The organism is Novosphingobium sp., assembly GCF_037133355.1.
Lineage (GTDB): Bacteria > Pseudomonadota > Alphaproteobacteria > Sphingomonadales > Sphingomonadaceae > Novosphingobium.
Genome location: NZ_JBAXOI010000010.1, coordinates 89236 through 102920 on the forward strand (window position 1 = coordinate 89236; position 13685 = coordinate 102920).

General features: G+C 66.1%; 17 protein-coding genes and 1 pseudogene. 11 read left to right on the plus strand and 7 right to left on the minus strand.

Features of this window, described 5'->3' with window-relative positions:
• Positions 1–27 precede the first annotated feature (27 nt).
• Positions 28–450 carry a DUF983 domain-containing protein gene (locus WCL10_RS11765; RefSeq protein WP_336895837.1) on the plus strand — a complete coding sequence of 141 codons (423 nt, stop codon included), beginning with the start codon at positions 28–30 and terminating at the stop codon, positions 448–450.
• On the opposite strand, the gene WCL10_RS11770 is transcribed toward WCL10_RS11765, so the two are convergent.
• From WCL10_RS11770 to WCL10_RS11785, 4 genes are read right to left on the minus strand one after another with little or no spacing between them, the layout of a single operon-like run.
• A complete protein-coding gene (locus tag WCL10_RS11770; RefSeq protein WP_336895838.1) occupies positions 447–1130 on the minus strand; it encodes a glutathione S-transferase family protein in 684 nt (227 codons plus the stop codon). The genes WCL10_RS11765 and WCL10_RS11770 overlap by 4 nt on opposite strands.
• Before the next feature lie 6 nt (positions 1131–1136).
• A complete protein-coding gene (locus WCL10_RS11775) occupies positions 1137–1796 on the minus strand; it encodes a CoA transferase subunit B (protein WP_336895839.1) in 660 nt (219 codons plus the stop codon).
• The gene (locus tag WCL10_RS11780; RefSeq protein ID WP_336895840.1) at positions 1796–2506 is read right to left on the minus strand and encodes a CoA transferase subunit A; all 711 of its coding nucleotides are present in this window, start codon (positions 2504–2506) and stop codon (positions 1796–1798) included. Before WCL10_RS11780 ends, WCL10_RS11775 begins: the two co-directional genes overlap by 1 nt.
• A 54-nt stretch (positions 2507–2560) precedes the next feature.
• On the minus strand, positions 2561–3217 hold the full coding sequence (locus tag WCL10_RS11785; RefSeq protein WP_336895841.1) for an HAD-IA family hydrolase: 657 nt from the start codon (positions 3215–3217) through the stop codon (positions 2561–2563).
• 142 nt (positions 3218–3359) lie between these two features.
• Here WCL10_RS11785 and WCL10_RS11790 point away from each other — a divergent pair, with 142 nt between their 5' ends.
• The 9 genes and pseudogenes from WCL10_RS11790 to WCL10_RS11830 all read left to right on the plus strand — a co-directional run.
• The gene (locus WCL10_RS11790) at positions 3360–4139 is read left to right on the plus strand and encodes a universal stress protein (RefSeq protein WP_336895842.1); all 780 of its coding nucleotides are present in this window, start codon (positions 3360–3362) and stop codon (positions 4137–4139) included.
• A gap of 445 nt (positions 4140–4584) precedes the next feature.
• Entirely contained in the window at positions 4585–4719 is a 135-nt protein-coding gene (gene rpmH / locus WCL10_RS11795) for a 50S ribosomal protein L34 (protein WP_054123767.1), read from the plus strand.
• A gap of 104 nt (positions 4720–4823) precedes the next feature.
• A complete protein-coding gene (rnpA, locus tag WCL10_RS11800; protein ID WP_336895910.1) occupies positions 4824–5174 on the plus strand; it encodes a ribonuclease P protein component in 351 nt (116 codons plus the stop codon).
• Entirely contained in the window at positions 5171–5383 is a 213-nt protein-coding gene (gene yidD, locus WCL10_RS11805) for a membrane protein insertion efficiency factor YidD (RefSeq protein WP_336895843.1), read from the plus strand. Before rnpA ends, yidD begins: the two co-directional genes overlap by 4 nt.
• 41 nt (positions 5384–5424) lie before the next feature.
• Positions 5425–7299, plus strand: a complete 1875-nt coding sequence (gene yidC / locus WCL10_RS11810) for a membrane protein insertase YidC (protein ID WP_336895844.1) — start codon at positions 5425–5427, stop codon at positions 7297–7299.
• Complete coding sequence (gene yihA, locus WCL10_RS11815; protein ID WP_336895845.1) at positions 7296–7973, plus strand: ribosome biogenesis GTP-binding protein YihA/YsxC; 678 nt, start codon at positions 7296–7298, stop codon at positions 7971–7973. Before yidC ends, yihA begins: the two co-directional genes overlap by 4 nt.
• 36 nt (positions 7974–8009) lie before the next feature.
• On the plus strand, positions 8010–8678 hold the full coding sequence (locus WCL10_RS11820) for a glutathione S-transferase family protein (protein WP_336895846.1): 669 nt from the start codon (positions 8010–8012) through the stop codon (positions 8676–8678).
• Between the two features lie 44 nt (positions 8679–8722).
• Positions 8723–9865 carry a succinyl-diaminopimelate desuccinylase gene (dapE, locus tag WCL10_RS11825; protein WP_336895847.1) on the plus strand — a complete coding sequence of 381 codons (1143 nt, stop codon included), beginning with the start codon at positions 8723–8725 and terminating at the stop codon, positions 9863–9865.
• 125 nt (positions 9866–9990) lie between these two features.
• Positions 9991–10215, plus strand: a pseudogene (locus WCL10_RS11830) (nuclear transport factor 2 family protein); the annotation flags it as partial.
• A gap of 111 nt (positions 10216–10326) precedes the next feature.
• On the opposite strand, the gene WCL10_RS11835 reads toward WCL10_RS11830, so the two are convergent.
• Genes WCL10_RS11835 through WCL10_RS11845 form a run of 3 tightly spaced genes read right to left on the minus strand, consistent with a single transcriptional unit; the run spans position 10327 to position 12820 of the window.
• Entirely contained in the window at positions 10327–10917 is a 591-nt protein-coding gene (locus WCL10_RS11835) for a Smr/MutS family protein (protein ID WP_336895848.1), read from the minus strand.
• Entirely contained in the window at positions 10914–12116 is a 1203-nt protein-coding gene (locus WCL10_RS11840) for a murein transglycosylase A (RefSeq protein ID WP_336895849.1), read from the minus strand. Before WCL10_RS11840 ends, WCL10_RS11835 begins: the two co-directional genes overlap by 4 nt.
• A 29-nt stretch (positions 12117–12145) precedes the next feature.
• The gene (locus WCL10_RS11845; RefSeq protein WP_336895850.1) at positions 12146–12820 is read right to left on the minus strand and encodes a Tim44/TimA family putative adaptor protein; all 675 of its coding nucleotides are present in this window, start codon (positions 12818–12820) and stop codon (positions 12146–12148) included.
• A 317-nt stretch (positions 12821–13137) separates the two neighbouring features.
• On the opposite strand from WCL10_RS11845, the gene secB reads away from it, so the two are divergent.
• Complete coding sequence (gene secB / locus WCL10_RS11850) at positions 13138–13674, plus strand: protein-export chaperone SecB (protein ID WP_336895851.1); 537 nt, start codon at positions 13138–13140, stop codon at positions 13672–13674.
• The last annotated feature ends 11 nt before the right edge of the window (positions 13675–13685 follow it).

Genomic DNA, 13685 nt, shown 5'->3' on the forward strand with positions numbered 1-13685 from the left:
CGGGTGCCGGGGTCTAACGGCGGTGCCATGGCTCTGATTTCGAACCCGAAGCTTGCGTGGATCCTGCGCTGCGGCTGGCAAGGCAAGTGCCCACGCTGCGGCAAGGGGCACATGTTCGCGGGCTGGCTCAAACTCGCCAGGACTTGCGATAGCTGCGGCCTCGATTTCGGCTACGCGCAGACCGACGATGGTCCCGCCTTCTTTGCGCTATGCCTCACCGCGCTCCCGCTGGTCTTCGTCGTGGTCTACGTGCAGGTCCGGTTCGATCCGCCGTGGTGGGTCCACGCGCTCACGTCGGTGCCAGTTCTCGTTGTGGGCTGCGTCGCATCGATGCGCCCCTTCAAGGGCTGGCTCGCTGCCTCCCAATATGTGAACCACGCAATGGAAGCGGGCACTGAAGGCCTCTGGGCCAATCTCAACGCGCGCGAGAAGGCGAACGAGAAGGACTAGGCCTTGCGGTAATCCGCGATGATCGCGCCGCAGGAGAGCAGGTCTTCCTCATGGCCCACCTCGCGCCATGCCTCGGCCAGCGCGGCGGTTTCCCATTCCTGCATGGCGGGATGCGCGATCACGTGGTCGACCCAGGCCTGCCCCTTGCCCACGTCGAGCCCGTAGGTGCGGATTCGCCAGGCAACCGGTGCATAGAACGCATCGAGCACGGTGAAGGCATCGCCCGCGAGCCACGGGCCGCCGAAGCGCGTCAGACCCTCCTCGAAGATTTCGCGCACCCGCGCCACATCGCGCAGCAGCGCCTCGCGCATCGGGCGCGGCTTCACCCGCACACCGACATTCATCGTGCAATCATTGCGCAGCGCCGAAAAGCCGCCGTGCATCTCGCTGGTCGCGCACTGCGCAAAGCCGCGTGCGGCGGGATCGGTCGGCCAGACGCCTTCGTGCCGGTCCGTCAGATAGAGCACGATGCCGAGCGAATCCCACACCGTGGTTTCGCCGTCGAGCAGCACCGGCACCTGCCCGGTGGGCGAGAAGGCACGGAACTCGTCGTAATTCGAAGGCTTGGTGAAAGGCTCCAGCCGGTCCTCGAAGGGAATTCCCAGCGCCTTCATCAGCAGCCATGGCCGCAGCGACCAGCTCGAATAGTTCCGGTTGGCGGTGATCAGCGTGTAGGCCATGGGGGCTTACTCCACGTAGTGCGCGGTCGTCTTGGCGCGGACGTCCTCGGCGGTGACGCCGGGGGCCAGTTCGACAAGGCGGAACGGCGAGGCGTGGTCTGCCCGCGCGAACACGGCGAGGTCGGTCACGATCATATCGACCACGCCCTTGCCGGTCAGCGGCAGGGTGCAGGCGGGGATGAACTTGGGGCTGCCGTCCTTGGCGCAGTGCTCCATCACCACGATGATCTTCTTGACGCCCGCGACAAGGTCCATCGCGCCGCCCATGCCCTTGATCATCTTGCCCGGCACCATCCAGTTGGCGATGTCGCCGTTCTCGGCGACTTCCATCGCGCCGAGCACGGTGAGGTCGATATGCCCGCCGCGGATCATCGCAAAGCTCTGCGCGCTGTCGAAATAGGCCGATTGCGGCAGCTCGCTGATCGTCTGCTTGCCAGCGTTGATAAGGTCCGCGTCCTCCTCGCCCGCGAGCGGGAAGGGGCCGATGCCCAGCATGCCGTTCTCGCTCTGCAGCGTCACGGTCATGCCTTCGGGGATATGGTTCGCCACCAGCGTCGGAATGCCGATGCCAAGGTTCACATAGAACCCGTCCTGAAGTTCCTGCGCGGCGCGCGCGGCCATCTGGTCGCGGGTCCAGCCTGCGGTCATGCCATCATGTTTGGTCATCAGCCGACATCCGTGTTGCGGGTGGTGCGGAACTCGATCTTCTTGTCGTAAGGCGCGCCTACGATCAGGCGCTGTACATAGACGCCGGGCAAGTGGATCGCATCGGGATCGAGGCTGCCGGTGGGGACAATCTCTTCCACTTCGACCACGCAGACCTTGCCGCAGGTCGCTGCCGGGACGTTGAAATTGCGCGCGGTCTTGCGGAACACGACGTTGCCCGTCTCGTCCGCCTTCCACGCCTTGACCAGCGCGAGATCGGCGAAGATTCCGCGTTCGAGGATATACTCCTGTCCGTCGAAGTCCTTGGCTTCCTTGCCCTCGGCCACCAGCGTGCCGACGCCGGTCTTGGTATAGAACCCCGGAATGCCCGCGCCGCCCGCGCGCATGCGCTCGGCGAGCGTGCCCTGCGGGCAGAACTCGACCTCGAGCTCGCCGGAAAGGTACTGGCGCTCGAATTCCTTGTTCTCGCCGACATAGCTGGCGATCATCTTCTTCACCTGCCGCGTGCGCAGCAGCATGCCGATGCCTTCGTTGTCGATCCCGGCGTTGTTGCTGGCAAAGGTCAGGTCCTTCACCCCCGATTCGCGCACTGCCATCAGCAGCCGCTCAGGGATACCGCAAAGGCCGAAGCCCCCGCAGGCGATCAGCAGACCATCGCGCAGCAGCCCGTCAAGGGCGCTGGCGGCATCGGGGTAGAGCTTTTTGGCCACGCGAATCCGGCTCCTGTACTATTCAGCGTCTCTCTAGCGCGAAGGCGCGGCTTGTCACCCCAGGGGGAGCGCAAGCAGCGCCGAAAGATCGGCCAGCGCCTGCGCCTCGCCCGTCACCTTGATCGCCGCCATGCCCAGCTGCGCGGCCGGTTTGCAGTTCACGCCAAGATCGTCAAGGTAGATGCAGTCTGCCGGTGCAAGCTCCAGCTTCTCGCACATCATCAGATAGATGCGCGGATCAGGCTTGCGCACGCCGGCCTTGCTGCTCTCGATCACGTGTTCGAAGCGTGCGAAGATCTGCTCCAGCGCGTCGCTGCGGTCGGCGCTGCGGGCAAGACCTGCCCCGTGGCCGGTGGGCACATTGTTGGTAATGCAGGCGATGCGATAACCGGCGGCCTTCAGCTGGTCCAGCGCGCGCACCATGGCCGGGCGCACCGTGCCTGCCAGCACCGCGAGCACGTCGCCGCCCGGCAATGAGTGACCCTGTGCGGCGGCTTCGGCGGCAAACAGCGAATCGAACTCCGCCGCTCCGATCTCGGCCCGCTCGAATCGAGCCCATGCGTTGCTGTCGGGATTCAAGGCGTTGACCTGGCGCACGAAGTCCTGCGGCAGACCGCGCTCCGCTTCCAGCCGGTTGAACGCCTCGAAGGGGGAGGACGTGATCACGCCGCCGAAATCGAAAATCACTGCTGCAAAAGTCTTGTTCGCCACCTTGACCGCTCCCTTGCTTGCGAACCCGGGGGATAGCGAGCATGGCGGTAGGTGCAAGGGCGGCGAATTGACGTGGATCATGGTGCCCTTGCTGTTTTCGGGATCATGGTTGGCGCACTGCCCAAACTTATGGAGGATCCTGATGCGTTCCATTCTCTGCCCGGCCGACAGCGCCGATACGCTTGATGACCGCGTCGAAACCGCGCTCGCGCTGGCGCGGGTCATGCGAGGCCATGTCTCGGTCCAGATCGCCACGCCCTTTGCCCAGATGGCGCTGTGGGAGCCCTTCGGCGGCGCTGCGCTTTCCGCCGAGGTGATCAACGAGGTCCGCGCAGCCGACGAACAGCTCGGCAAGGATCTCGACGTGCGCCTCACGGGCCAGGATGTGCCTTTCGATATCGTGCTGATCGACCAGGGCCGGGTGGAAGGCGTCGCGGCCGCCGCCCGCTTCACCGATTGCATTGTTGCCAGCCTTGATGATCCCGCGCTTGAGGAAGTCGCGCTGGGATCGCGCTGCCCGGTGCTGGCGCTGCCCAAGGGCGCGCCGCTGCTGACGTTCGACAAGCCGGTCCTGCTGGCATGGGACGGCGGGCACGAGGCTGCCGCCGCGATGCGCGCCGCGCTTCCGCTTCTCGCCCTCGCCAGCGCGGTCCATATCCTCATGGTGCGCGAGCACGAGGACAGCTTCCCCGCGCGCGATGCCGCCTGCTACCTCTCACGCCACGATATCCATGCCGAAGTTCACGAGGTGGCCAGGCATGGTTCGATCTCCCGCATGATCGCGGACAAGGCGCATGAACTCGGCGCGGGCCTCATCGTGATGGGCCTGTTCGGCAAGAGTCGGCTGCGCGAATTGCTGCTGGGCGGGGTCTCGCGCGAGCTGCTGGATACCTCCGTGGTGCCGCTGCTGCTGGCGCATTGATCGAATGAACCTGCCCCTTGGGGCATGCTGCGGCGCAACCAATAGGCCTATCTGGTTTAGGCATTGCGCCTGCCACCGGGAGTCATGGCGCTGTAATATTGAGCGAAATTCCCGCCATTGCGACGGATTGCGGGACCCTGATGCAAAAAGTGCAACCGTTATGGCTCATTTCGCACTTGCGAAGAGGGGGAGATAGTTGCATATGAAAATGGCCTTTCAGGCATCCTCTCCCAAAACTTTCAGGCCCGGTTGGCAACGACCGGGCCTTTTTTCTGCCTGGCGGCTACGCTGAGGAATTGGGCTTCGACGGGCGGTCTGTCGGGGCCCCGGATTGCCCGTCGCGCTTGACTGCGCAGGCATCCCGGCGTATCGGCCCGCTCCTGATTCCGCCCCTTGCCTGCGCGCGAGGGTCGCCCAAACTGATTCGAACGAAAAGAGCAAACCGATGAAGCGCACTTTCCAGCCCAGCAATCTTGTGCGTGCCCGTCGCCACGGTTTCCGCGCCCGCATGGCCACTGTCGGCGGCCGCAAGGTGCTCCGTGCCCGCCGCGCTCGCGGTCGCAAGAAGCTTTCGGCCTGATCCCAGACGCGCCCGTCGCACCGGTTGCCCCGACTGCTGCAGCAGTAGGCACCCGGCTGGGAATCATTGCCAAGCGCGCGGATTTCCTCGCCGCCAATTCCGGAATCCGGGTCGCAAGGCCCGGTTTCGTGCTTTTGGTCAACCCGCTTGCGCGGCCCGATGGCGCGCTGCGCTTTGGCGTCACCGTCACCAAGAAGATCGGCAACGCGGTCGCGCGCAATCGCATGAAGCGCCGCCTTCGCGCGCTCGCGCGTGAAGTGCTGCCGGCGGAAGGTGTCGCGGGTGCGGACCATGTGCTGATCGGGCGCGAAAACGGGATCGAGCGCGATTTTGCGCTCTTGCGGCAGGAACTCGAAGCTGCGCTCGCCCGCGCCGCTGCCGGCAAGGGCGATCCGCCGCGCCGGGGCGGCCCCAGAGGGAAGGGCGCCGGCAAGCAGAAGGCGCGCGGCAAGTGATCCGCCGCCTGCTTATTCTGCTGGTGCGGCTGTGGCAGCTGGGTCCCTCGGTGCTTCTTCCGCCTTCCTGCCGCTTCAGCCCGTCGTGCTCGCACTATGCGATCGAGGCGCTTGGCAAACACGGTGCGATTAAGGGTGGTTGGCTGACGGTGAAGCGGCTATTGCGCTGCCATCCTTGGGGTGGCCACGGCCACGACCCGGTGCCGTGAAGCCGCATCCGGCACAAGAAGACATACAAACGCGAGGCAGAGTGGAAAATCAGCGCAACGTGATCCTGGCAATGGTGCTCATGGCCCTGATGCTGGTCGGCTGGGACATGGGGATGCGGTATTATTACCCGCCCGTGCCAAAGCCGGTTGCCGGCGGGCCCGCCGCTGCCGGATCGCCTTCCGCCCCGGGTGCGCCGGCCGCCAGCCCAACGCTCAAGCCGACGCGTGAGGGCGGGCTTCAGGCCCCGGCCGAAATCGCTGAGGAAAAGCGGGATCTGGTGCAGGTGGCGCAGGCGCTTGCCTCCGGTAACCGCGTCGCCGTCGATGCGCCCGGGCTCAAGGGCTCGATCAATCTTACCGGCGGCCTCATCGATGATCTGACGCTTGCCCGCCACCGGGAAAAGCTCGACAAGAACAGCCCCCCGGTGCGGATGTTCTCGCCCGCCGGCACGCCTGAACAGCACTATGCGCAAGTGGGTTGGCTCGGCCAGAACGGCGTCGCCGCACCCGGGCCGGATACTTTGTGGCAGGCCGACGGCGCAAAGCTCACGCCCGCTGCCCCGGTCACCTTGCGTTGGACCAATCCCACCGGGCAGACTTTCGCGATCCGCTATGCGATCGACGCAAACTACATGATCACGGCGACCCAATCGGTCACCAACGCCGGGGCCACGCCGGTCTCGGTAAAGCCCTTCGCACTCGTCAACCGGACCAGCAAAACCGCCAGTCTCAACACCTGGAACATCCACGCGGGCCCGATTTCGGCCAACGATGGAACGGTCGATTTCGTAGTCAGCTACATATGCGACGGCGGCGTTTACATTCTCTCCTCGTGCACGGATCTGTCCAAATCGAAGGTCGTAACGCGGCCGGGCCAGCCGAACTGGATTGGTTTTACCGATATCTATTGGCTTTCCGCGCTCGCCGTTGAATCGGGCAGCAAAGCGCAGAGCGCCTTCCGCTCGCTGGGCGACAATGTGTTCCGCGCCGAACTGGTTTGGCCGAGCGTGCAAGTCATGCCCGGGCAAACCAGCGGGCAAACCGTCAGGGTCTTCGCGGGTGCCAAGGAAAACAGCGTTCTGGAAGCCTATGAAAAGCAGGGTATCACCAACCTCTCGCTTTCGATCGACTGGGGCTGGTTCCGCTGGTTCGAAAAGCCGATCTTCTGGTTGCTCGACTCGCTGTTCCGTGGGGTTCACAACTTCGGTCTCGCGATCATCCTGCTGACCTTGATCGTGCGCGGCATGATGTTCCCGGTGGCGCAGCGCCAGTTCGCATCAATGGCGGCGATGCGCGCGATCCAGCCGAAGCTGAAGGTCATCCAGGAGCGCTTCAAGGACGACAAGGCAAAACAGCAGCAGGAAATCATGGCGCTCTACAAGGCGGAAGGCGTGAACCCGCTCGCCGGTTGCCTGCCGATCTTTCTGCAGATCCCAATTTTCTTCGCGCTCTACAAGGTGCTGACGCTGACCATTGAGATGCGCCACCAGCCTTTCTACTTCTGGATCAAGGACCTGTCCGCGCCCGATCCGCTGCATGTGCTCAACCTGTTCGGCCTTCTGCCGTTCACGCCGCCCGCGTTTCTTGCGATCGGCGTGCTGGCGATCCTGCTGGGCATTACCATGTGGGCACAGTTCAAGCTCCAGCCCGCAGCGATGGACCCGGCGCAGCAGCAGGTCATGGCCTTGATGCCATGGATGATGATGTTCGTGATGGCGCCGTTTGCCGCAGGTTTGCTGATCTACTGGATCACGTCCAACCTGCTGACCATCGCGCAGCAGAAATATCTTTACAGCAAGCACCCGCAACTGAAGGCGCAGGCCAGCAAGGACCAGCTCGATATCGACCGGGTCGCCGCGCGTGAGCAGAAGGCGCAGGAACCCAAGGGCGGGCCGCGCAAGCCCAAGACGCGATGACCGAACCCGCGATGACGTCTGAAACCGAAGCGGAAGCTGCGGCACGCGCCGAGCTTGAAGAACGTGCGCGCCGCCTGTTCGCGGGGCCGGTCACGTTCCTCAAGTCCGCACCCGCGCTCAAGTTCCTGCCCGATCCAGAAGTGCCTGAGATCGCCTTTTCCGGCCGTTCCAATGTCGGCAAGTCCTCGCTGCTCAACGCGCTGACGGGCCGCACCTCGATCGCGCGCACTTCGGTCACGCCGGGGCGCACGCAGGAGCTCAACTTTTTCGACGTTGGCGAACCCGTCCAGATCCGGCTGGTCGACATGCCGGGCTACGGCTTTGCCAAGGCACCGCCTTCGGTCACCGAACAATGGCGGCGTCTGGTGCGCGATTTCCTGCGCGGGCGCGTCGTGCTCAAGCGCACACTGCTCCTCATCGATGCGCGCCACGGCATCAAGCCGGTGGACGAAGACATGATGAAGATGCTCGACGAGGCCGCCGTGGGCTACCGCGTCGTGCTCACCAAGGCGGACAAGATCAAGGCGAGCGAGCTTGCCGCCACCATCGCCGCGACCGAGGCGGCGGCGCGCAAACGCACGGCTGCGTTCCCCAGGATCCATGTCACCTCGTCCGAACTCAAGCTTGGCATTGCCGAACTGCGCGCGGCGGTGCTGGAGGACGCGGCAATCTGAGCGCGTCGCACAACACCGGAACAAGGCGCGGCATCCATGAAACTCGTCATCGGCAACAGGTCCTATTCGAGCTGGTCGCTGCGCGGCTGGCTGGCGGCCAAGCAATCCGGTCTTGCCTTCGAAACGCAGGTCGTCCCGCTCTATGGCGAAGGCTGGGACGAAACGAAGCGCACCATTCCCGAACTTGCGCCGGCTGCGGGCAAGGTGCCGGTGCTGTGGGACGGCGATGCCGTGGTCTGGGACAGCCTTGCGATCCTTGAATACCTCGCCGACAAGGTGGGCCGCGACCGCTACTGGCCCAAGGCTGACGATGCCCGTGCCATGGCCCGCGCGCTGGTGGCGGAAATGCATTCCGGCTTCGGCGCGCTGCGCAGCACGTTGCCGATGAACTTGCGTATCGCGCCGTTCGAGAAGCCGCTGAGCGCCGAAGTGCGCGCCGATGTCGAGCGCATTCTCACGCTTTGGGCGCAGGCCCGTGCGCGCTTCGGGCAGGGCGGGCCGTTCCTGTTCGGCACATTCGGCGCGGCGGACATCTTCTACGCGCCGGTCGTGGCGCGGCTGCGCACTTATGGCGTGCCGGTGCCGGGCTTCGCCGCAGCCTACATGGACGCGGTGTGGGACCACGAATGGCTTGAGGCCTGGCGCGCCGCTGCAGCCGAGGAGCCCTGGGACATCCCCCGCTGGGATGTGGCGGCTCTGGCCTGAGCTGGTGCTTTCCTCCCGCGCCGGGCTGGGATAACGGCGGGATCATGTCCTCACCCAACGATGTCGTCAGCCGCGCTTCGGCGCTGATCGAGGCGCCCAGCGTCACCCCCGCCACCGGTGCGGTGTTCGATTGTCTCGAAGCCATGCTGGCCCCACTCGGCTTTGCCGTGCACCGTTTCCTTGCGGGCGAGCCGCCGGAGGGCCCGGTCGAGAACCTCTTCGCCATCCGCAAGGGGCCGCCGGGCAGCCGCCACTTCGCCTTTGCCGGCCATCTCGATGTCGTGCCCCCGGGCGAAGGCTGGTCGAGCGCGCCCTTCGCGGCCAACTTGCGTGATGTACCTGGCGGCCAAGTGCTCTACGGGCGCGGCGCAGTGGACATGAAGGGCTCGATCGCGGCCATGGTCTGCGCGGTGGAGCAAATCCCCGCCGAGGCCGGAACCATCAGCTTCATCATCACCGGCGACGAGGAAGGCCCCGCGAAGTACGGCACTGTCCCGCTGATCGCGCACATCCGCGAAGTGGGCGAAGTCCCCGATTTCTGCCTGGTGGGCGAACCGACGTCGGTCAACCGGCTGGGCGACATGGTCAAGATCGGGCGGCGCGGCTCGGTCAATGTGTGGCTCACGGCCAAGGGCGCGCAGGGCCATGTCGCCTATCCGCATCTGGCTGACAACCCGATCCCGCGCCTCGTCGCGCTCCTGGCCGAACTGGATGCGCTGGTGCTTGACGGGGGAAGCGACTGGTTCCAGCCCTCGAACCTCGAAGTCACCGATCTCGAAGTGGGCAACCGCGCGACCAACGTGATCCCGGCCGAAGCGCGTGCGCGGCTTTCGATCCGCTACAACGACCACCACACCGGGCAGGCCCTGGTCGACCGCGTGACCGAGATCGCTGCGAAGCACCGCACCGAAGTGCGCGCAACGCTGCACGGCGAGGCGTTCATCACACTCCCCGGTGCGCAATCGGCGCTGGTCGCGGCGGCGGTCGAGGTAGAAACGGGGCTGGCCCCGGAACTCTCGACCACCGGCGGCACTTCCGATGCGCGCTTCCTGCGCGCGCTTTGCCCGGTGATCGAATTCGGCCTCACCAACGCGACGATGCACAAGACCGACGAGGCGGTGGCGGTGGAGGACCTCGAAGTTCTCGTCCGGATCTACCGGCGGATTGCAGAGGCAGCACTGGCGTGACACGATTGCGCCACCTTGCGGCTGCTATCGCCACCGTGTCCCTTTTCGCCGCGCCGCTTGCCGATGCAAGGACCCCGCGGAGCCTGACCGAGCGCAACCGCGCGGTGATCACGGCCTTCGCTGCCATGTTCTACGGCCAGCGCGATGTGCGCGGTGCTTTCGAGACGTACGTTGCGGCGGACTATATCCAGCACAATGCCAATATCCTCGATGGCCGGGAGGCTGCGATTGCCGCGTTGGAGCCCATGTTCCGGCAGGATGGATCGCGCTTCGAGATCAAGCGCATCGTGGTCGATGGCGATCTGGCGGTAATCCACCTCCATGGCCGGGCAGGCGCGCAAGGCAACGGCGGCACGGTGGCCGACATCTACCGCCTCCGGCACGGCAAGATTGTCGAGCACTGGGATGTGCTGCGCCCATCGCGGACAAACCAGCGAACCCGCACGCCTACTTCTGATCGCTTAACGCGCTTTCCTGAGCACGATATAGACCGCCCCGTCGCCTCCATGGCGCGGCTGGGCGGGGCGCACGGCGGCGATCTGACCGGCGTGGGGGCTCGCCGCCAGCCAATCGAGCAGTTTCGCGCGGATCGCGCCGCGCCGCTCCCCTCTGAGGTCGTTCTCCGGCACCGGCCGATGCTTTCCCGCGATCAGGAGAATCACCCGTGCGCCCATCGCCAACGCCTGCGCGATCCCGCCGTTCAGCCGGTCATGCGCGAGGTTCAAGGTCATGCCGTGGAGGTCGATGGTAACGTCGGGTGCGACGGCACCGCGCGTCAGCTTGCGGTCCCAGGTCGAATCGAGCCCTTGCGCGGTCAGCGGCCGCACCGGCGCGGCCGGCGGCGGGGCGACTGGACGCGGTGGCGGTACGCGGCCCTTTACGCGCTTGGGCGGGGGCGGCGGTGCTTCGGCAGGCCCACCCGCGGCTCCTCCCGCAGGAGGGATGGGGGAAGGGGCGACGGCGGGCTTCGGGTGCAGCGGGGTTACCGTCGCGGCCACGCGGCGCCAGAGCGCGGCTTCGTCCGGGCTGAGCCCGCGCGGCGTACTTCTCATTGCCCGTTCAGCCGGGCCAGCGTGCCCTTGGGCAGCAGGATCAGCGCCTGCCCTTCGGCGCGCATGCCGCCGGCAATTGTGCGCGCGTCTTCGCCCGTGCCCCAGAAGCTGTCGAAGCGGTTTGGCCCTTTGATCGCTCCGCCGGTGTCCTGCGCCACCCACAATCCGCCAAGCGACTGTCCGCCCGGTCCGACGGCCTGCAGCCACACCGGCGCGCCCAGCGGCACGAAGGCCGGGTCGGCGGCAAGCGTGGTGCGCGGCGCGATCGGCACGCCCAGCGCGCCCACCGTTCCGGCCCCGGTCGCCTCGCGGAAGAACACATAGCTGCGGTTCTGCTGCATGAGCGCGCGGCCTTCGGCGGGGTGCTCGTGGATATAGCGCAGGATGCCCTGCATCGAGCCGGGGTATTGCCCCGGCCCCGTCCCGATGAGCCCGCGTTCGCGCATCACGCTGCCAATTCCGGTATAGGGATAGCCGTTCTGCCCGGCGTAGCCGAGCCGCATGACCGTGCCATCGGGCGCGCGCAACCGGCCAGAGCCCTGCACCTGCAGGAAGAACAGCTCGGCGCGGTCCGCCACCCAGGCGATCTCCAGCCCTTTGCCGGCCAGCGCGCCGTTCTCGATCGCGGTGCGATCGAAATAGGGGACGAAGCCGCCGGTCTCGTCATAGCGACCGAGCGGCCGGCTGCCATCGGGCAGCGGCGCTGCATCGCCCGGCCGCGCGCGGACCAGATCGGGCGGCATGGCATAGACCGGCACGTCGAAACCCGGCTGGCGCGTGCGCACGCCGGCAATCTCGGGCTCGTAGTATCCGGTGACGAAGGCATCGCCGCGCGCGACGGTGGCGGTCTCGAAGTAGCGGGCGAAGAAGCCCGCCGCGTCTTCCGGCGGCCAGCCGGGGGCGGCGGCACAGGCCGGGGCCCAGTCCTCGGGCCGGGTCAGCCCGCTCGTGTCGGTGCGGCGGGTAAGGCGCGGGCAGCTCGTGGCAAAGGCGGTCAGCGCTGCGCGGACATTGGCATCGCGAAAGCCCAGCCCCGCCGCCACAGGCCCGCGGTGTGTGCCGATCAGCGCGGCGTTGGTGGCGGTCGGCGGCACGGGCGGCACCGGCGCGGCGCCCGGTATTAGCGGAATGCAGCCCGACAGGAGAGCAGGCGCCAGCAGGATCGCCGCGATACGAAGGATCACAGTGCGCAGGCGCACGGGTTGGACCGCCCGCGCCGCCACTTGGATCAGCCCTCGTCGGTCTCGTCGACCACCCAGTCCGGATCGCGCGAGGTGAGATCGCGCGAGAAGGTCCAGACATCGCGGGTCTCGATCGCGTCGTCGAGCGAGCCGGCGACCACGTTCCCGTTCGCGTCGCGGGTGATCGAGGCGACATCGGCGACGAAGCTGACAGTGATGCGTGCGCGCGGCGCGGCGTAGTTCGCATCGACGATGCGCGCTTCCTCGATGCGGATCAGCTTGGCGGTGATCGCCTCGCCCGCAGCGGTCCGCTCATCGATCGCGGCGGCGAAACCAGCAGCGACATCGCTGTCGCACAGCTGCGTCAGTTCTTCCTTGTCACCGCGCCAGAAGGCTTCAAGCACCATGCCGTAGGCGCCGCGTGCCCCGGCCAGGAACTGGACAACGTCGAAGCGGCGATCAGCCGAGACAATCGCGCGAATGCCGGCCTCGGCGCGGGAATCAAGATTGCTGTCCTGCGGCAGCGGCAGCGCGCGCGGCGCACCGGAAGCCTTTTCCGGCAGCTTGGGCGAAAGGGTGCGAGGCGCGCTCACGGGATCGGGCTGCTCTATGCGGCGGCGCAGAGGCTCGTCGTTCTGTTCGGGCCGGCGGCCGAGCACGGCATAGAGTCGCAGGCCCAGGAATGCTGCGATCATCGCGAGAATCACAATTTCAACAATCACAAGGCCACATCCTGCTCAATCAAGGTGCCATCCGGTTCCAAGCGGCTCCAGCTGACTCCGTTCGGTCATCGTGCCTTATGTGGTTACGAAATACAAATGAACAACGCGTGGATGGCACACGGTTTGGCTTGCTGAGCGGGTTTTTCGTCTGCCTCAAGGTGCAGGCAGGGGCGCCATGCAGGCCTCGGCGCGAATCGCCGCACGGCGCCTGGCCCGCGCTGCTGCCGGTGCAAGCGCGATTGCCCAGTCCCGGCGCAGGTGCTAGGCGCCCTCTCCAACTCCACACCAACCCGTTCCATCTGTACGAAAGCACGATCATGGCCGAAGAAGGCGATATCATCACCCCGCTCGATCTCGATGGTCCCCAGGGCACCGGTTCCGCCGTCAACGGCGAAGATACCGACCCGGCGATCGGCCTGATCTCGCAGTACATCAAGGATCTCTCGGTCGAAAACCCCAACGCGCCGGAAAGCTTCCAGTGGACCGATGCGCCCGAAGTCTCGGTCGATTTCAACATCGGCGCCCGCCCGCTCGGGCCCGATCTGCACGAGATCGAGATCAAGATCACCGCGACTTCCAAGGCACCGCAGGGCACGATCTATGTGGTCGAGCTGGCCTACGGCGCGCTGATCGGCATGCGCAACGTGACCGAGGAACAGGCGCATCCGTTCCTTTTCGCCGAAGGTCCGCGCCTCGTGTTCCCGTTTGCTCGTCGCATCATCGCCGATGCCGTTCGCGATGCGGGCTATCAGCCGCTGATCCTCGAGCCGATCGATTTCAACGGCCTCTACCTCGCCCAGCTCCAGGCCCGTCAGGCCGAGGAACTGGCCGCAGGCACGGCAGGTCAGGCCTGATCCCGGTGGTT